This is a genomic window from Paenibacillus tengchongensis, from assembly GCF_008973665.1.
Classification (GTDB): Bacteria; Bacillota; Bacilli; order Paenibacillales; family Paenibacillaceae; genus Paenibacillus_AQ; species Paenibacillus_AQ tengchongensis.
Window position 1 is genome coordinate 103,546 of sequence record NZ_WACP01000018.1, and the last position, 19,060, is coordinate 122,605.

Annotated in this window: 17 protein-coding genes; 4 read left to right on the forward strand and 13 right to left on the reverse strand. The window is 52.2% G+C overall.

Annotated features, from left to right (window positions below):
- Positions 1–143: 143 nt before the first annotated feature.
- Positions 144–1,835, reverse strand: coding sequence for a M3 family oligoendopeptidase (locus F1381_RS24895; RefSeq protein WP_151737518.1), 1,692 nt, complete (start codon positions 1,833–1,835; stop codon positions 144–146).
- Between the two features lie 396 nt (positions 1,836–2,231).
- Here F1381_RS24895 and F1381_RS24900 point away from each other — a divergent pair, with 396 nt between their 5' ends.
- Entirely contained in the window at positions 2,232–3,608 is a 1,377-nt protein-coding gene (locus F1381_RS24900) for an amino acid permease (protein ID WP_151737519.1), read from the forward strand.
- Between the two features lie 30 nt (positions 3,609–3,638).
- Here the strand turns inward: F1381_RS24900 and asnA are convergent, their stop codons facing one another.
- Together asnA and F1381_RS24910 are read right to left on the reverse strand one after the other, a co-directional pair.
- Positions 3,639–4,649 carry an aspartate--ammonia ligase gene (gene asnA / locus F1381_RS24905; protein WP_151737520.1) on the reverse strand — a complete coding sequence of 337 codons (1,011 nt, stop codon included), beginning with the start codon at positions 4,647–4,649 and terminating at the stop codon, positions 3,639–3,641.
- 100 nt (positions 4,650–4,749) lie between these two features.
- Complete coding sequence (locus F1381_RS24910) at positions 4,750–5,385, reverse strand: LysE family transporter (protein ID WP_246188195.1); 636 nt, start codon at positions 5,383–5,385, stop codon at positions 4,750–4,752.
- Between the two features lie 164 nt (positions 5,386–5,549).
- On the opposite strand from F1381_RS24910, the gene F1381_RS24915 reads away from it, so the two are divergent.
- Genes F1381_RS24915 through F1381_RS24925 form a run of 3 tightly spaced genes read left to right on the forward strand, consistent with a single transcriptional unit; the run spans position 5,550 to position 9,529 of the window.
- Positions 5,550–7,181, forward strand: a complete 1,632-nt coding sequence (locus F1381_RS24915; protein WP_151737521.1) for a spore germination protein — start codon at positions 5,550–5,552, stop codon at positions 7,179–7,181.
- Positions 7,182–7,195: 14 nt separating this feature from the next.
- Positions 7,196–8,407: a Ger(x)C family spore germination protein gene (locus F1381_RS24920; protein WP_151737522.1), complete on the forward strand. Its 1,212-nt coding sequence runs from the start codon at positions 7,196–7,198 to the stop codon at positions 8,405–8,407.
- 33 nt (positions 8,408–8,440) lie between these two features.
- Positions 8,441–9,529: a GerAB/ArcD/ProY family transporter gene (locus tag F1381_RS24925; protein WP_151737523.1), complete on the forward strand. Its 1,089-nt coding sequence runs from the start codon at positions 8,441–8,443 to the stop codon at positions 9,527–9,529.
- A gap of 57 nt (positions 9,530–9,586) precedes the next feature.
- Here F1381_RS24925 and F1381_RS24930 read toward each other — a convergent pair whose 3' ends face one another.
- The 10 genes from F1381_RS24930 to F1381_RS24975 form a co-directional block, all read right to left on the reverse strand.
- Positions 9,587–10,006, reverse strand: coding sequence for a hypothetical protein (locus tag F1381_RS24930; RefSeq protein WP_187355556.1), 420 nt, complete (start codon positions 10,004–10,006; stop codon positions 9,587–9,589).
- Positions 10,007–10,013: 7 nt separating this feature from the next.
- Entirely contained in the window at positions 10,014–10,205 is a 192-nt protein-coding gene (locus F1381_RS29315) for an S-layer homology domain-containing protein (RefSeq protein ID WP_187355557.1), read from the reverse strand.
- Positions 10,165–10,494, reverse strand: a complete 330-nt coding sequence (locus F1381_RS24940) for a hypothetical protein (RefSeq protein ID WP_151737526.1) — start codon at positions 10,492–10,494, stop codon at positions 10,165–10,167. Before F1381_RS24940 ends, F1381_RS29315 begins: the two co-directional genes overlap by 41 nt.
- Before the next feature lie 184 nt (positions 10,495–10,678).
- Positions 10,679–11,311: a ThuA domain-containing protein gene (locus F1381_RS24945; RefSeq protein WP_151737527.1), complete on the reverse strand. Its 633-nt coding sequence runs from the start codon at positions 11,309–11,311 to the stop codon at positions 10,679–10,681.
- A gap of 62 nt (positions 11,312–11,373) precedes the next feature.
- Positions 11,374–12,099 carry an SDR family oxidoreductase gene (locus F1381_RS24950; RefSeq protein WP_151737528.1) on the reverse strand — a complete coding sequence of 242 codons (726 nt, stop codon included), beginning with the start codon at positions 12,097–12,099 and terminating at the stop codon, positions 11,374–11,376.
- A gap of 166 nt (positions 12,100–12,265) precedes the next feature.
- A complete protein-coding gene (locus F1381_RS24955; RefSeq protein ID WP_151737529.1) occupies positions 12,266–13,219 on the reverse strand; it encodes a hypothetical protein in 954 nt (317 codons plus the stop codon).
- 149 nt (positions 13,220–13,368) lie between these two features.
- Positions 13,369–14,337 carry a 2,3-diaminopropionate biosynthesis protein SbnB gene (gene sbnB, locus F1381_RS24960; protein ID WP_151737530.1) on the reverse strand — a complete coding sequence of 323 codons (969 nt, stop codon included), beginning with the start codon at positions 14,335–14,337 and terminating at the stop codon, positions 13,369–13,371.
- Between the two features lie 37 nt (positions 14,338–14,374).
- Positions 14,375–15,334 (reverse strand): 2,3-diaminopropionate biosynthesis protein SbnA, encoded by a 960-nt coding sequence (sbnA, locus tag F1381_RS24965; protein ID WP_151737531.1) that lies wholly within the window; start codon positions 15,332–15,334, stop codon positions 14,375–14,377.
- Positions 15,335–15,389: 55 nt separating this feature from the next.
- Entirely contained in the window at positions 15,390–17,702 is a 2,313-nt protein-coding gene (locus F1381_RS24970) for a M28 family peptidase (protein WP_151737532.1), read from the reverse strand.
- A gap of 27 nt (positions 17,703–17,729) precedes the next feature.
- On the reverse strand, positions 17,730–19,037 hold the full coding sequence (locus F1381_RS24975; protein ID WP_187355558.1) for a methyltransferase domain-containing protein: 1,308 nt from the start codon (positions 19,035–19,037) through the stop codon (positions 17,730–17,732).
- Positions 19,038–19,060: the final 23 nt, after the last annotated feature.

A 19,060-nucleotide genomic window follows, 5' to 3' on the forward strand; every position in this document is an offset into this window, starting at 1 on the left:
AATTTATTATTTTTTTCAATATTATAACATTATATAGAGTCTCAAGGTCATTGGGGGCAAAAGAAAACCGTACCCGCAAAGAACTCCCTTTGCACGGTACGGTTTATCTTGTTTACTCAAAAGACCAGCCTGTCAGCCTCACCTTACATCGCCTTATCATCCACTGCATCCAGCCACGCTTCAATTTCACCAATGACCGAGCGAACGCAGCCGTCCTCGAACGGTGAGATCAGCCCGGCCAGCTTCACCAGGCTGACAAAGTCCTGGCTGCCGCCGGCCTTGCAGAGCCGCAGATAGTCGCTCCAGGCGGCGCTGAAATCTTCATTTGCCCGTTTCCAGAACTGGAAGGCGCAGAGCTGGGCCAGGGTATAGTCGATGTAATAGAACGGGCTGCGGTAGATATGGGTCTGTTTTTGCCAGAATCCGCCCTGCTCCAGATAAGGGTTGCCGTCATAGTCGCGGTGGGGCAGATATTTCTGCTCAATCTTCCGCCAGGCCTGCTTGCGTTCCAGCGGTGTCGCTTCCGGGTGGCTGTAGACATAATGCTGAAATTCATCGACAGCCACGCCGTACGGGATAAATTCCAGACTGTCGGCCAAGTGGGTGAAGCGGTATTTGTCCGCATCCTCTTCAAAGAACAGATTCATCCACGGCCAGGCGAAGAACTCCATGCTCATCGAATGAATCTCCGCAGCTTCATAGGTCGGGAATGCATACTCAGGCACATTCAGCTCCCTGCTGGAATACACCTGAAAGGCATGGCCCACTTCATGGGTCAGCACATCAATATCTCCTGAGGTTCCGTTAAAGTTGGAGAAGATGAACGGGGCTTTGTATTTGCTGATAAACGTGCAGTATCCGCCGAATTGCTTGCCGCGCTTGCTCAGCAGATCCATAAGCTCATTGTTCTGCATGAACGTGAAGAATTCATCCGTTTCCGGCGACAGCTCCTTGTACATCTTCGCGCCGCCTGCTACGATCCAGTCCGGCTCCCCCTTCGGAACGGCATTGCCGCTGATAAAGTTAAGGCCCTCATCATAAAATTTCAGCGGGTCCAGACCCAGGCGTTCCGCCTGGCGCTGCTTCAGCTTCTGTGCTACGGGAACGATATATTCGAGCACCTGCTTACGGAAGCCCGCCACCATACCGGCATCGTAGGCGGTGCGGTTCATCCGGTCATAGCCAAGCTCCACAAAGCTGGGATAGCCGAGCTTCCGGGCAATGCCGGTGCGGACTTTGACCAGTTCGTCATACAGGCGGTCCAGCTCGCTTTCGTGCGCAGCCATAAAGTCATATCTCGCGTGAAAAGCACCCCGGCGGACCTCACGGTCCGGGGACATGTCAAAGGGCGTGAGCTGGGACAGCGTACGCTCTTCGCCTTCAAAGCTAATTTTGGCCGAGGCAATGAGCTGGGTGTATTCCGTCGACAGCTTGTTCTCCAGCTGCAGATCGCCGATAATGTCCGGGCTGAAGGTCTTCAGCGACATTTCGGCCAGCGCCAGCAGCTGTTTGCCCCATTCCTGCTCGAATTCCGCCCTGTACTTGGAATGGACGATCGCCCTGTAGTAGTCGGTTATGTACTCTTGGAATTCAGGCCCCACTTCATCAAAAAATTCCTGCTCCGCCTTGTAGAATTCGTCCTCGGTATTAATCGAATGACGGACATAAACCAGGTTCTGCAGCGTATCGAATTCGCTGCGCAGCTGATTGATGGCTGACACGGATGCCTTCTGCTCCTCTACCGTGTCTGCTTCGAGCCCTTTGAGCAGAATCGCAAATTCCTGTTTGAATTTGTCCATATCAGGACGCTTGTATGGATATTCGGAGAATTTCATTTTCACTCATCGCCCTTTCTCTGCCGGATATAGTTCATTATACTATGTGGAATTGAAAACCAAAATCCGCCTTTCGCATATAATCGTTATGCATCAGTTGGATTCCGCCCACTAATTGTACCGTTTCCACCGTCTCCGCTGATCTAATTTGATTTTCGCCACTTAATCCGGAGGATATCAGCGCACATTATAAATAAGGGCCAAATTAAGTAGCGATTATCTAACTAAACCTGCGGCAAGCCCCATACCGTTGAAATTAAGTGGCGATTTTCCAACTCATTGGCTTAAACTGATATGGATTCGCCGGTTTTAAAGGGATGACTCCTGCTTCCAGAACTGTACGCCCGCATAATCCCTCCTCCGTTAACACACATTACCTTCTTAGGGAGGTGTGTCATGAATCCATCGGTTGGAAAGAAGAAGAAAGAGAAGACATCCGGCCAGGGCGGGGAGCTGAAATGGTGGCAGCTCTCCCTGCTGGGCATCGGCTGTACGATTGGGACCGGGTATTTCCTGGGGTCGGGTCTGGGCATCCGGATCACGGGGCCGTCCATGGTGATCTCGTTTCTGCTCGCTGCAGCCGGAACGTATATTGTGTACCATCTGCTGGCTATGATGACGACCGCCGATCCCCAGGAGGGCTCCTTCTGTTTCTACGCCGAGAAGGCCTTCGGCCGCTGGGCCGGGTTCAGCTGCGGCTGGAATTACTGGAGCTCCAAAATTCTGATTATGGGCAGCCAGTTGACGGCCCTGGCGATTCTGTCGCGGTTCTGGTTCCCGAATATCCCGTTATGGATATTTGCCGCAATTTATGCCGTGCTCTCCATCGCCGTAGTTCTGCTGGGGACCAAGGGCTTCGACAAGGTTGAGAACATCTTGGCGGTGACCAAGACCGCCGCCATCATGATGTTTATTATCCTCGCTGCTGTTGCGTTGATAGGCTGGGTACACGGGGGCAGTGACAACCGGCCAGGAATTCCGGATTCGCTGAGCGCCTTCTTTCCGGCAGGCTACCGCGGGTTCTGGTCATCGCTGATCTATGCCTTCTTCGCCTACGGCGGCATTGAGACCATTGGCCTCATGTCCATGCAGCTCAAGGACAAGAAGGATGCTCCCAAGGCCGGGCAGGTCATGCTGATTATGCTGACCGTAATTTATGTCATTTCGATCGGGTTCGTCATCACCATGGTTTCTTATGAAGCCATTACCGAGAAGGAAAGCCCGTTTGTGACTGCGCTTTCCCAATATAAGCTTCCTTTCTTTCCCCATGTCTTCAACGCAGCAATCCTCACCGCAGGCTTCTCCACGATGACGGCCTCATTGTTCGCCGTGACGAACCTGCTGGTCACGCTTGCCAAGGATGGCGATGCGCCACGCATCTTCCGGAAGAAGCTCAAGTTCCGCAGCCTGCCTCTGCCCTCATTGGCACTGGCCGCAGCCGGATTAACGGCTTCTGTAGTCACCTCGCTGCTGCTGCCGGGAAAAATCTATGCCTACATCACCACCGCAGCCGGCATTCTGCAGATGTACAATTGGGGGTTCATTATTCTTTCCGCCTACAAGATATTGAAGCTGAAAGTGAAGGAGAAAGGCTTGTCCATCGCCGGGCTATTGCTGCTTGTCCTGGCAGTAACCGGAACGATTATGGAGAAAAGCATCCGTCTGGGGTTTGTCGTCAGCCTGGTGCTAGTGGCGTTAATCTCGATCGTCACCTGGATCATGACCCGGGTATGGAAGAAATCCGCGTCAAATCATAAGCAGCCCGCTCCTTGAGCAGGCTGCTTATGGGCGGGCGGCTGCGTCTTACAGCAGCTCGATGTTGGCCTCCCTGCACTCCCGGAGAATCTGCTTGTTCCATACGGATGCCTGCACCTCACCGATATGGGCTTTCTTGAGCAGGAACATGCACAATCTCGACTGTCCGATGCCTCCGCCAATGGAGAGAGGCAGTTTGTCTTGCAGAATCAACTGGTGGAACTCAAGCCCTGCCCGCTCTTCGTCACCGGATAATTGAAGCTGTTCGATCAGGCTCTGCTTATCCACGCGGATCCCCATCGAAGACACCTCGAACGCCTGCTCCAGCACCGGATACCACAGGACCAGATCCCCGTTCAGCTTCCAGTCGTCATAGTCCGGAGCCCGGCCGTCATGCTTCCCGCCGGAGAGCAGCTCGCCGCCGATCTGCATGATGAACACGGCGCCGTAACGTTTGGCCACCTCGTTCTCCCTCTCCTTGGGCGAGAGCTCCGGATACAGGGCCTCCAGCTCCTGCGAGGTGATGAAATAGAGAGTCTCGGGGAGAACAGGCTTAAGCACCGGGAAGGCCTGCTGCAGATAAATCTCCGTAGCCTTGATAGCCTGGAAGATCTGAATGGCCGCCGTCTTCAAGGTGTAGAGATCACGCTGCTCAGCGGATATCACCTTTTCCCAGTCCCATTGATCCACAAAGATGGAATGCAGGTTATCCTGAATCTCATCTCTACGGATGGCATTCATGTTGGTATACAGACCTTCGCCCACGCTGCAATGATACCGCTCCAGAGCTACCCGCTTCCACTTGGCCAGGGACTGGACAATTTCCAGCTCCCCGTCCGTTATGTCGATCGCATCAAATGAAACGATCCGCTCCACGCCATTCAGATTATCATTGATTCCGTTCCCGTTTCTGACAATCAGCGGGGCGGACACTTTTTGCAGATTCAACGCTTGACCTAATCTCTGTTCAAAATATTCCTTCGCCGCTTTGATCGCCTGCTCCGTCTGATGCAGATCCAAAATCGTTTCGTAACCCTTGGGGATGCTTACCGTTGGCATGTCAGGTTTCCTCCAATTGATCTCCTATTTATGGGCAAAAGCCCTCGCTGTACCCATGTATCATATGAGCCGCCGGAGAAAAGGTTACAAACCGGGCAGATTACCCCCAGACCGCCATGACCCCCTGTATGCCAAAATAGATGCCGAACCCGATCAGAGAGGCGCCGGAAATCATGGATATGCCCTTCAGCATCCGTTCGTTCAGGAACCGCCGCAGCCCTGTCGTCAGCGAAGCTACACACAGATCCCACAGTGCCAGTCCCAGGAAGATCATGCTGCTGTAAATTAGCAGGTGGGCCGTACCGTAGGAGGAAGCGGTTTTAGCCAGAATTGAGCCGTAAATGCCCAGCCAGAACAGGATGGACAGCGGACTGGTGATGGAGACCATGAAGCCGGTCATAAAGCTCCGGAACAGGGACTCTTTATTGCGCATCGTAGCCTGAATATCGATTTTCTCCGCGGAGACCATGCTCTCCACCCCGGAATACACCAGCACAAGCCCCCCGAACAGCCACAGAAAGATTTGGACCTCCGGCAAATTCAGAAACCGGACCATCCCCAGGTAGATGAGCAGCATGAAGATGCCGTCGGCAATCATCGATCCGGCCCCGACAACCCAGGCATTCCAGAACCCGTTCTTAATCCCTTTGTCGAGCCGTGCGGAATTCACCGGCCCCATAGGCGCAGCTAAGGTTAACCCCAGGAAGATATAACTGAACAATAGCTGGACACTCAACCTCCTCACTCCCCCTTGCAAGTACTGACTTGTACACTTTATGTTCGGGAGCGGCTATTCATACATCTTGTACCATACCCAGAGTATCGTTCCTGTATAAAAAAAATAGATTTGCCGCACATTATATTCCAGGGCAGCATCAGGAAATATTCAGGAGGATTCTCATGTTCATGCGCTGGTTGAAGAAAGTGATGAAATCTCCGCAGAAGGGTAAACGGAACAAAGAGAAGGTGAACCCGTCCGCTCAGCAGTCTTCGGGGCAAGCCATCCATCCTTCCCTTTCCCATACACGGACAGTACTGCAACGCCAAATGGGAGATAGCCCTGACTTTATCATCCGCAATTTCAGAGATCAATCCGGCAGTGATCTCTATGCAGTCTGTTATATTGAAGGGTTGATCGATGCCTCGCTATTGACCGAGCTTATCGGGGTATTGATTCAGGTCGTGACATCCCCGCCTGCGGACATGGCCGGGGAACATACAGCTTTGAGCTTCTTCCAGAGCATTCTGCCTTCGGGTAATACGGCAATCATCCAAACACAGAATGAGATTTATCCGGCCATCCTCTCGGGCAGCGCAGTCATTCTTACGGAAGGCATACCAGCGGGCGTGGAGGTATCGATAACCGGCGGTGAACGGAGAGCTGTCGGGGAGCCGACCTCCCAGACGGTCATCCGCGGACCCAAGGAAGGCTTTACGGAGGAGATTGCCACCAATATGGCGCTGATCCGCCGCAAAATCCGCAGTCCCGATCTGAGGTTCGTTACGCATACAATCGGCAAAATCACACAAACCAAAGTCATTGTCGTTTATATCGAACAAATCGCCAACGCGGAAGCGGTCAAGGAGGTCAATAAGCGACTCCGGGCGATTAAGACAGACAGCATTCTGGAAAGCGGATATATCGAGGAATTCATTCAGGATGCGCCCCTGTCGGTTTTTCCGACGATGCTCAATACAGAGCGCCCGGATACCGTTGCCGGAAGCCTGCTGGACGGGCAATTTGCGGTTCTGGTGGATGGAACGCCGTTTGCGCTGGTCGCGCCGGTCACCTTCTTTAATTTCTTTCAGACTCCGGAGGATTATTATCAGCGGTACGACATCTCCACCTTTCTGCGGATCGTCCGGCTGATTTCATTTATGGTCTCCCTGCTGCTGCCTTCCATCTTTATTGCCCTGACGACCTTTCAGCAGGAGATGATCCCCACCACGCTGCTCGTAACCTTGGCGGCACAGCGCGAGGGTTCGCCATTCCCCGCTTTGATGGAAGCCTTGCTGATGGAATTGACCTTTGAGGTCATCCGTGAAGCCGGGGTCCGGATGCCCCGCGCCATCGGGCCGGCGATCTCTATTGTCGGCGCGCTCGTGATCGGACAGGCTGCGGTGGAGGCAGGGCTTGTCTCGGGGGCCATGGTTATCGTGGTCTCGTTCACGGCGATTTCCAACTTTGTTATTCCATATGTGGACATGGCCATCTCCGTCCGGCTGCTGCGGTTTATTCTCATGTTCCTGGCCGGAACGCTGGGGCTATTCGGCATCATGGCAGGAACGATCCCGATTCTGGCCCATCTGCTGTCGCTTCAATCGTTCGGCGCGGATTATTTCATGCCGTACAGCCCGTTCTATAAATCCAATATGAAGGATTTGCTGATCCGCGTGCCCTGGTGGGCGATGAAGACCCGGCCCAAGGTGAAATCCGGCGACAAAATTACGAGACAAACGCCTCATCAATATCCTGAGGGCGCGAATAACATCATTAGCCGGGTTCAGGACACCGACCCTTCTGACCAATAAAAGGAGCGATCAATGTGCGGCGCAACTGCGGAACTCTCATCCTGCTGCTTCTGTGTCTCTACCTGGCCGGCTGCGGAAACCGCACGGAGCTGAACGAGCTGGGAATCACCACGGCAACCGGATATGACGGGCATCAGGGCCACTGGACCATTACGTACCAAGTAATTGTACCTTCTGCGATGTCCTCGGGCAGCGGCTCCGGCGGCGGCGGGGGCGGGGGGTCTCAGGGAGCGGTTCATACCTTCTCCACACAAGGAACCACGATCCGCGAGGCCGTTGCTGCCAGCAGCCTTGAGCATCCGCGCAAGCTGTATTTTGCCCACACCAATATCATCGTCATCGGCAAAGAGGCCGCCGAAGCCGGGATTGCCGAAATCCTCGACAATTATTACCGGAATCCCGATGCCCGGGAGACGGTCAAAGTGTTCACTGTGGAGGGACAAGCCAAAGATTACCTGAAGAAGCTGGTACCTCCGGAGAAGCTGCCCGGCAAAGCGCTGTCCAATATTATGAAGCAGAATCAGCAGCTGGCTTCATTCTTCCCTGCGGTATCGATCCATGAACTCGCTCTGCACATCAGCTCCGAAAGCGGTGCTGCAGGGGTGCCCGAGCTATCCGTCAGCGGACCGGACGGGGCCAAGCTGGAATCCGTCGCTGTTTATCAGCAGACCTCGCCGGCCGGTAAGTTAAGGATTTCGCGGCTCAGTATTTTTAATAAAGACAAAATGGTCGGGACGCTGAGCAAGCAGCAAAGCCTGGGGCTCTCCTGGCTGAACGACCAGGTTCAATTTACTACCATTAGCTCGGATGCAGATTCCGGGCTGTCCGCTTTTCAGGTCCGCAAAGCAAAGGTTAAGGTGACCCCGGTCAAAGGGCCGCTGCATTACACACTGGCCGTTAAGGCGAACGTTAAGGCACAGCTGGTCGAGAGCACCTCCTCCGAACATATTTCAGCAACTCCGGATTGGGAGAAACTGCTGGCACAGGTAGAGAGCGTGATCGAAGCCCAGATAAGGGAAGGTTGGGCCTCCATTCAGCAAACCAAACTTGACCTTGCCGGAATCGGGAATAAAATCCACCGGAAGTATCCCCGCGACTGGAATACGCTGAAAGACACTTGGCCTGAAGAGCTGGCAGCCATGGATATCGATATCCAGGTGAAGGTCGATCTTACGCGGCCGGGGTTATTCCAGGATTCTTTCAGCAGGCTGCTCGGAGAAGACTGACCGGCCTGATTTCAACTGAAGGAGAAGAGATCAATGAGCCGCAATACCATTCGAGTCTCTGAATTGGCAATGGGTCTCTCGCTGTTTGAAGTGGGCAGCACTACCTTGTTTCTGATCGGAGGCGAAGCTAAGCAGGATGCCTGGCTGGCCATGCTTACCGGGGCTTGTGCCGGCCTGATTCTGCTGCTGCTGCATTTGGCTATCCACCATAAGGACCCTCAATTGGACCTCTTCCTGCTCTTCAGGCGGTATATGGGAAAATATTTAGGGACCGTCATGAACCTTCTGTTTGTAGGCTACTTCAGCTACGAGGCCTCCCGGAATTTACGCGATTTAAGCGAGATCACGATCCTGACGCTGTTGAACAATACGCCTCTGTGGATCATCACTCTCATTTCAATTGTCGTCGTATCGAATACCGTCCGTTGCGGGTTCAAGGTTTTTTTTCGGGTCAGCGTGATCCTGTTTCCGGTCGTAGTCTTCGGCTACACGCTGATCAGTATTCTGATACCGGCTACCGGCCTTTTTCACTCCGAGTTTTTGCTGCCAGTCATGGAGAATGGATGGAAGCCTGCCTTTCAGGCGGCAATTCCCGAGATTGTCTCCTTCCCCTTCGGCCAGGTAGTATTGTTCCTGGTATTCTACCCGCATGCGAATCAGAAAGGGCATCTCAACAGAGTGGTCATTACGGCTTATTTGTTAACGGCGGTCGCGCTGACGTTCATCAATCAGCTGATCATCTTTGTGATGGGTCCGAAGCTTGCGGTATACAGCACATTGCCTCTTCTGGAAACCGTGCAAATGATTGACCTGGCGGAAATCCTGGAACGGATGGATGCGCTCTTCACCCTGCTGTTATTTCTGGGCCTTGGCATCAAGCTGGCCGCTTTCTTCAGCGGAGCGGTAATCGGTCTGGAAAGAATCACAGGCGTGGGTTACAAAAAATGGGTGATACCGGTTGGGGCTGCCCTCTTCGCGATGTCCTTTATATCGCCTAACTATACCCATCATATTCAGCTCGGCCGGGGCGTGATAGTCAATTACATTGCGCCGGTTTTTCAGGCGGTTCTTCCTGTATTGCTGTTTGCTGTGATGCTGCTGCGGAGGAAAAGGGGGAAATAGCCCCCTCTCCTTGACAGCAGACCCTAAAGCGAAGGTGGTCACCGTTATCTTAGATCATTAACGATCCTGCCAGAGCATACTGTGAATTCTCCACATTGCCCCGTCATAAGTCAGTAGAACCAGATTGATGCCCCGCTTAATGATATCCAGATCTTCTTTGCTTCTTTTTGCCTCATATTCACTATAGACCTGTGCAATGTGGCCAAACACGCTAATTTCATAGTTTAATCCGTATTCGTAAAAATCATTGGCAAGCAGAAAACTCTTCAGCCCATGGATGTATGAATCCACATTTAGCGGTTTGGACACCGGCTCTTTCTCGGCATTAAATTTCACAGGATTTAAAATTGAATTTCCCGATAGAAATAACGACCGGAATGTATCCCAATCTCTTTCCTCCCCTTTTCTTCCCGAAATGATGGCATAGAACTCATCTATCGTTTCCTGTATATTGCTGTGATCCTGTTGAGCCGACATCATAGTCTCATCCTTTCACATTACCGCTGGCGGTTATTGGATTAGTAAAAGTATCTGGAAGCAGCTTCTGCAACCGGACGAGGATCGCTGCCGCCTGCTCACGCACCAGAACCTGCTTCGGCTCGAAGCGGCCGCCGCTGCCGTTCATAACTTCGTGTTCATGTACCGCCTGTATCGCCCGGCGGCTCGCCTCCGGCAAGCCGGATACATCGGCGAGCCCGATACGCCCGGGACTGCAGAAAGCCTGCGGCCGCCTTTACCGCATCGCCGCCCGAGATGCGTCCTCCGGCAAGCGTGCCGCCGGGACCTCCACCTGAATCGTCGCCCGCCCCATCCAGTGCCTGCTGCATATCCGCAGTGAACAACTCGGTTGACTTGGTTACAGCAACCGGCTCCGCCATAGCCCTGCCTCTTAACGTTACCAGCAGTATACATAATGCTATAAGTGCAGCCTGTCTGATCTTCCGGTGGATTTGTACTGCTCTCATATCGACTCCCCTCCAGTGCATTGCTAGTCTTATAGGCTTAGACGCAGCATACTGGAATTTTGTTCCTGGTAAATGCGGCGGTATACCAAAAAAACAGAGATACACCAGCGTCTGCAATGAACGCCGGATATCTCTGTTTAGAGAATGATAGAGTAACTGCGGAATTTCAATAAATCCCATGTTGCTATAACCTTTCTGCCGCCCACTTCGCTGCGTTCACGATCCAGCGCCCGTAGGCTTCCCGTTCGAAGGAGGGCCGATGATGCCCGGGCATCAGAAATACGACGCGGCCCAGCCCGTAATTCCGTACCCACGCTGCCGGCCACTCCTGCCCCTCATGTTCGTACGTCAATAGAACAGTAATCTCCGCCAGCGGGTCCAGCTCAAACCGGTACGGCTCCTCGTCCATCGTAAAGGCCTCCAGCCCCTCCGTTAACGGGTGGCCGGAATCAGCAAGCTGAAAGGGAAGCGTTGTGTACGGCGGGTGTCCGGTAAACTTAGCCCCGATCAGCTGGCACAGCTCCGGACTGGCCTGCAAGGAAATCCCGTTATGGATCACCAGCAGTCCTCCGCCGCCGGCCACGAATTGCAGAAGACCGGCCGTCTCTTCCGCCGCCGGCGCCTGGTTCCAGCTGTCTGTATAAGAAATGCAGAGTTCATATGGCTCTAGCGTCTCCCGGCGCAGCAGCCCGGTACCTTCTGCTGAAGTTACCTCAGCGGTATCTTTCAGGATTTCAAGGAGACGATCCTCTATAGCTCCCAGCGGATGATATGGAGCCTCTGTATAAGTTCCGATAAGCAGAGTTCGGATTGCCATTACTTCAACCTCCCTAATAGATTCATTGTTCAATCCTGGTGCATAAGGGCGGCGGTTCCCTCTTACCAGGGAAGCGTGTTGCCTTCATAATCAATGAGCGTAAATCCCTCACCGGTATAGCCGGGGTCCAGCCGCTTGTCCACCAGCGCAAGAATATGTCCGGCGGATTCATCCGGCGTCAGCTTCCCTTCCGTATCCAGCTTGCCCTGCATGTAAGTCTGCACATGGCCGGGATGAAGGACCATCACCTTGCCGCCCTGCGGCGCAATCTGGTTATGGATCAAATGCGACTGCATATTCAGGGCCGCCTTAGACATGCAATAGGCGTACCAGCCTGTCCGCCAGCAGCTCCCGATACTGCCGGCTTCGGAGGATATATTAACAATCAGCTTGCTGCCGCTCCGCAGGATAGGCCCAATCAGCCCGTTCGACATCCGCAGCGCCCCCAGCGCATTGACGCGGAACACCTTGTCCAGCTCTTCGTAATCCAGCTCATCCTCAATCGTAGCCTGCATATCCCCCAGGATAGCCCCGTTGTTGATCAGGATATCCAGCCGGTCCGTGACGGCCGCCACCGATTTCAGCGCCTGACTCACGCTGTCACCATCGCCGATATCAAGCGGAACCCGGCGCAGCCGTCCCCCGCTGTTCTCCTCCAGACGTTCAAGCTCGTCTCCGGCTGCGGCATACTGCCCGGCAAACACATCATAACCCCGTTCCAGTAACCCTTTAACCAAACTGAAACCGACTCCCCGGTCGGCACCCGTTACGAACGCCCATCGCTTCAATATCTTCTCCTCCTGTTCATCTGGCTGGGAAGTTCAAGATGATCCATTTCCGCACGCCTCCCAGCTCAACTGTTGTCTACCTTATTGTAGAGCAACGCAACAGAGGCAGAAATGATTGGATGGCCGTATTTTATGGAATAATGTCATATTTGCCTATAGCATTAAACTACTGTTTGGAGGTAAACCACTTTAACACCCGCAAAGCGCGAAGGGTATTCCAACGGCTTTCCCCGCCTGACGGGTCCTCCATATGGAAAGGAATAGGGTCAGGCCGCGGACTGTCCAGCGGCCAGCGTCCGTCAGCGCCCTGTTTTGCAAGGAGCAAGTTGGCAGCCTCGGTCATCCTATCATCGGGCTCCGTACCGGATTCGCGGAAATACTCCAGTCCGCGCAGGATATCATAGTGATAAGACGGCGGGAAAAACAAACCTGTAAAGCGGGGATCTATCACTTCGCCAGACGAACGCGAGCGGAATAGTCCCCGATCCAGCAAGTATTCTTCTCCACGCTTGCGGGCATCGGTCACTGCAGCATCTGCGCCAAACGCCTTCTCATGCTCCAACAGACCCTCCAGTACGCAGACCGTACTATGAAAAGAGGAGCGTGTGCTTGGAGGCGCTTCGCAATTCCATCCTCCGTCCGAAAGCTGCCCGTCCAGAAGAAACTGGACCAGCCGGTCACTTCTCTCTCCGAAATAAGCGCCGGCCGCCAGTATTCTTCCATTAATGCAAGCCTCGACTTCCCCCTCAAAAAAAGGTCTGTGCTCATGATACTCCCAAATTAGCCGGTCCCGCACCCGAGCAATGGCTGCGCTGGCCTCCGCACATGTTGGATGAAGGCCCAAATCCTTTAACAAAACCAATGCGAATAACGTATTCTGCAGCGGCCAAGCGTCCGCATCCGCCCACCAATGGCCTTCCCCTGATTGCATGGAAAGGATCCGGGTCCCCCATCCCTCTGCCGAAACCCGGGAACGGACCTCTGATACCCTATCTTCCGGCTCATGCAGCAAGTCGCGCATCACCTGCCAGCGGACCGAAGGGTCGGAATCCAATAACCATTCGATTAACGAACCTTTAAGCCTATCCTGCGTCCAACCGCGTTTCCTGGAATCGCCCATGAGATGTCCTCCAATCGATTAAATTACCTCTTTATCTCTTCGATCCAGGATTTGAGATATCCTTTTTATATTCCTGCGTACAGTAAAAAGACGCATTCACTTGAATGCGCCAGTCTTAAATACTCTTCAAAGACTCTTTGCCATTTATACTACTCAGCCAACTCGGTTCCGACACCGTTTTCCAGCGCTTTCAGGTAATAGTATTTTGAGGTCGCCACATCAAAGATCGCCATGCCCATCGGGTTAAAGAGAATTGGCTTATCGGCCGGGAAGGACTTCATTTGATCTTCGCACACAATTTCGGTAATGGACTTTGTGTCGCTTTTTTGCAGACCCCGCTGCAGGTGCATTAATTCAATATCAGTGTTCTCGCGGCAAACTTCCTCCCAGTCATCCACGATGATCGATTGAGTGTAATCCAATATTTCCGGTTTAAAATCACGCAATGAAACGTTCAGGAGCAGCGAACGTTCTTTCGGCTTCTGATCAATATATCCGTTCGGAGACACGGTACAGGTTATAAATACATCCGCCTTCCCGTACGCTTCTTCCCAGCTTTCTGTAACTTCCACACGATTCTTAATGGCCTCCGGGATAAGATCCATCTTAACCCCTGCGATATCGTATAACAGGACTTTGGAAATACGGTCTCCCAAAATATCCATTACCATTTGCAGATGCAGCTGCCCAATGGGTCCAAAACCGATAATACCCACAGTCACGTCTTCCAGCGGGTAAATCTCTTCGTATTTTTTGATGATCAAACCGGTAACGGATGCGGTGCGTATTCCACTTATTAAAGCGGTATTTAAGACCGCCAGCGGCTTACCTGTATCCGCATCATTCAAGACGGTCACGGAATGAGCACGTTGAATCCCCTTCTGAATGTTTTTCGGGAAGCTGGAAATCCATTTGATTCCCGCCATGTTGACATCTCCACCTACGAAAGCAGGCATCGCAATGATCCGGTTGCCGGGATCACGGTAACGCAAGTACGGCTTGATGGGCTGGGCAATATCATGCTGATGCAAAATGGTGACGGCTTCTCGGATCGCCTCAATCGTCTGTTCCCACTTAATGCCTATTTTTTTGATGTCATCCGTGTTCAAATATCTCACATTATACCCTCCATTATTGGGTTAGATATGTATCTGTTTAAATCAAGACATGCTGTTCCCGCAGCATATTGACCCATTCGCGGTTGTACACGGTGTTCACATAGGGTGTTCCGTTGTCTGCGCAAATGAACAAGACGCTAGGCTTTTTGGTAAACGTTCTGCCTTTAAAATAGTTTTGAATCGCAGCGTATACGCTGCCGGTAGAGCCGCCTACGAACAACGACTGTTGTTCCAGCATCTGATGACACCCGTCGATGGCATCCGTTTCCGAAATGTGCATCACTTCATCGATTTGCGCCTCTTGCAGATTCGGCGGCACAATACTGGCACCTATCCCCGGAATAAACCGTTTGCGGGGCTTGTCTCCGAAAATTACTGACCCTTCAGTATCCACTGCCACAACCTTGATATTTGGATATTTTTCTTTGAGCCGCCTGGACACGCCAGCGATCGTACCGCAAGAGCTGACTCCAAGGAACACGTAGTCCAGTTGATCGAAGCTTCTGGCGATCTCATCTCCAAGACCATAATAATGTCCGCTCACGGCATCCGGGTTGCCATACTGGTTGGTCCAAAACGCCTCCGGCGTGATCTTCAGCATTTCTTGCACGCGCTGCAGCCTTGTGAGAAGGAACCCGTTCGTCTCATCACGTTCCGTCACCTTTTCCACACGGTCTGTCAAGGATAGCAGTACATTTTCATAGATAGAGTTAATATTCGGGTCAATAACCGGGATGAACTTGATGCCCAGCCGCTTACACAAGGTACCGAGTGCGATCGCAAAATTTCCTGAAGAAGATTCAATTACGGTAGAATGCTCATGAATCTCGCCACGCTTGATTGACGATTCCAGAATGTAGAACGCCGGTCTTACCTTTACGCTGCCCGACAAATTTTGATATTCCAGCTTGGTAAAAAGATTGACCTGATCATGTGCCAATGACACTAATGGAGTATTTCCAATCAGATGCTTCAAAGAATAAAGTTTATCAAGCATTCGATTTCCCTTCTTTCACGGTCTACGTTCTCAAAGTGCTTGCGTTCCGGTACTATTAAAATTCGAATGTCTTACTCACGATCGTCGACTGGTCGTAAAACATCTCTGGCATGAATATCTCCGGTCTCGGCATAAAGGATTGCTCCGGAATAACCGGCAAGTCGTCTTTCACATCAGACACGATCACCTTGATCTTGTTCGTTGAATTACTTGTCACTTCGAGCGCCAGGGGACTGTCCGAGGTGAGATAATACTCGATATTCCAAGGCAGCGTATAGTTGGTACGTCTGAATGAAGTACCGTTAAACGCGATTTGCTCGACGCTCGGATCAGGGATTTGGAACAGGAATTTACTGCCCTGTCGCTTTGAAGTCACCATCAGACTAATCTTACGCTTCCCGTCCATTCCCTCTTGCGCCTCCTGCAATTGAACATCCGGAGCGGGCAGAGGTGCGGCAGGCGCCGTATCGGTCAACACCTTCATGTGAGGCAGACCAATCGGCAAGGCCTGGTCTACCGTTTGCTTTTGCGGATTTGGCAGGAATTGTTCAAGGTATTTGTCCGTATGGTCGCTCCAACTCACCCAGACCGATTGATTAGTGTCTGTATTCAGGTAATATGAGATGTTGTTGCCTACCGGTCGTTCGCTGCTCGGGTGCGCCGTGAAGGCGGAGATGATCAGCAAGACGGCGGTGGTCAGTGCAGCAGTACTGGGCAGCCACCATTTGCCGCTATCCACGCAGACGGACAACTGCGGCAAAAGCAACTGTAGTCCCAGCACGACCAGTACCATCGCGTAAACATTGATCATGACGGGCATGAAAATATAGATCAAGCTGAGTATCGAAGTCAGGAAAAAGACGACCGGCAGCATTGTGACGAGCAGTGAGACCGGCTGTTTGATTGCGGCCTCCGGATCATTCCTGTTCAGGGCGAACCCAAAGGCAATTACACTGATCAAGAGCGGCCACGTAAACATATAGCTCCCTCCCGGAAAAAACACAGAGGCTGTCAGCATCAGCAAAGTCCAAAGGAGCAGGCCGCTGCCGAGCATGTTGAGCAAGCCTAGCCGCTTCTGAAAGTGGTTCATCAGCAAGACGGTGATGGCCAAAGTCAAGGTAACGAACGCGATCTCATAGAGAATCTGGTCGTACATTCCGCCTGCAGGGGCATACATATTGCCGGCCCACAGTGCCTCAACCGCCTTCCACAGACCAAACACGACAACCAGCGTGACAATGATAACCAGCAGTTGGACAAGCAAGCCGATGCTGATTTTTTTCATAGACAGACAGCTTTTCCCTAATCCGAATAAAAGCACGGCGACAAATAGAAGGGCAACCATGGCGGCGATCGGCACGACCCAGGATTGCGGGTAGTGTACTAACAGGCCGAACATGTTGAAGTACGATGCATCCGGAGCTTTCGTATTCGTCAAGTCAGCGTTGCCGAGCTGTTCAACCAATTTCAATGCGTTTTCGCCATGGTGCTGGAGCGTAGCCAGATTAACATTCTCAACGTTGTCCATAACCGTGTGGTAAGCCGGCCAGTTGCCGCCGAACGCAAAGTTCATTCCGGAGAATTGCTTTTCGTTCGAAACGGTAAGGTCGGTGTCGTTCGGCAGGCGGCGATACAAGTCACCCATGAAAGAGTTACTGACCGGATGTGTTCCCGATTGGGCAAACTGCTCGATCAGCCAGCCGTTTTGTTCGCTTGTCTGGAACATCAGCGAAGCCCCGCTGGAACCACGCGCTTCAAAATTTAGGACAACACCGACATCTTGAGCCCAAGGGTGCTGGTTCCAGAACACCTGCGCCCCGAGGCTGCCAAGCTCTTCCCCGTCTGTGAATAGAAAAATGACGTCATTTTTCTGCGGCGGGCCATTTATAAGCGCACGAAGTGTTTCCAGTTCGGTTGCAACACCGACTCCATCATCGCTGGCTCCAGGACCGGTTGCCACTGAATCGTAGTGAGCCATCAGAAGAATCGCTTTGCTGCTATCCGTTCCCTTCAGCCGCGCCACCACATTGGTGACTGACGCGGCACTGGGAAAGTTATAGCCGGCATAAGCAATGCCTGAATCTGTTTCCGGAGTAAGGCCCATGCTTTTCAGTTGGTCGATCAGGTACTGGCGAACGCGGGTGTTTTCTGCCGACCCGGTCGGATGCGGTCTTTGGGCAATATCCTCAATCGTTTTGAATGCACGTTCTGCCGAGAAATCAGTGGCCGGAGCGTCGACCGGTTTGGGGCTTGGAGGCGTTGCTTGCCAAAGCGTTAGTCCTACTATCAGCAGCAGGACGATCAAAATGCCGAACCCGCGTACCCGGTACCCACGTGTGGGCTGTATACGAATATCAAGTTTACTCACAACGAATTTTCTTCCTTTCAGGTTTACTCAAAGGTTGGCGTCAGTTTTCTTTACGTCCTTCCACGTATACCTTCCTTTTTTCGGATAAGCATCTCCCTTCTGTTGAGGCTTCTTGTTTACTTTCAGTACCACATCATAGCGGAACCGGGTCAGCTCGTTTTCGAGCTTGCCTAGTTTGCGGCTGCTTTCCCACCCCCAAATCTCCGGATATTTTCGTTGTAAATCTTCAAAGAAGCTTTCATCTACGAACAAATCCTCATTCCAATTTGTTTTCACCAGATGATCCGGATAGGTCTGCTGATATGCCAGTGTCTCCTCTGCTAATTCCCGTTTCTTCCGCAGATCCAGCAAATCGTCCAGATAGATAATTCCTTTATCCTTCAACAGGCTGATCGCGCTTCGTATTACTTCTTCCAAATATAGCGTGTTGGGGAAATAGTGGACCACGCTGCTCATCACTACGATGTCAAAGTCATCCTTAGCGATTCCACTGATTTCGGAAGCTGCCGCCTGTCTCATTTCTACATGAGTCAGACCTTTCTGTTCGGCAATGCTCCTGTTCCGTTCTATAATGGTCTCAGACAGATCGGTGGCAAAGTACGCCCTCACCTCCGGTGCCAGATGAAACATTACCAAACCGTGTCCACAACCGATCTCGAACACCTTTGACTCCCTGGTGAGATATGGCCTCAGCTTTGTCTGAAAGTTATTAATGTACTCCTGCATCTCTTCGAGACTAAACGCTTTTCCGCCAAAACTGCTGTTCCAACCGTAAGCATTCAGCTCCTCGTTCGCCTCTCCCGCCACTGACTCCCAGATGTATTTTTCAAGGGACTGTTTTTCACTGCCGGAGGCGTCATACTCATCCAGCAGGAGATAGCCGCCGAGCGCTTCGTTCTCCCACAGTAACCGGTCCACTTCATCCACATATCTGCTTGTTGTGAGAAGGAGAGCGGTACTGTATATTTGCAAATGCTCTGTCAGGTTTTTCACATCCTGAGCCTGATAACTGGCATTTATTTGATGCAACGCCGAATATGCGAGCAGCTTATCACTCCATTCGTCCAGCATCACGCCCACGCAACCGCTCTGTTCCGGAAGACGCTGATTCAAAAAATAACCCAACTGACTGACACGTTCGTTGAATTTCCCATTAAATAGCGCTGGTTCGGTGGAATCACAACACATCCCAATGTAGTTCAGACAAACTTCCCGTTCTCCGTGAAACCCAACGTCTGTCCAGCCATCGGGATTCTTTCTGTTCAGTTGCCATATCGAATGCTGTCCTTTACCATTCACTACCACTTTAAAAGTCAAAGCCGTGCTGTGAAGCATTTGCATCCCTCCTCCTTCCGAAC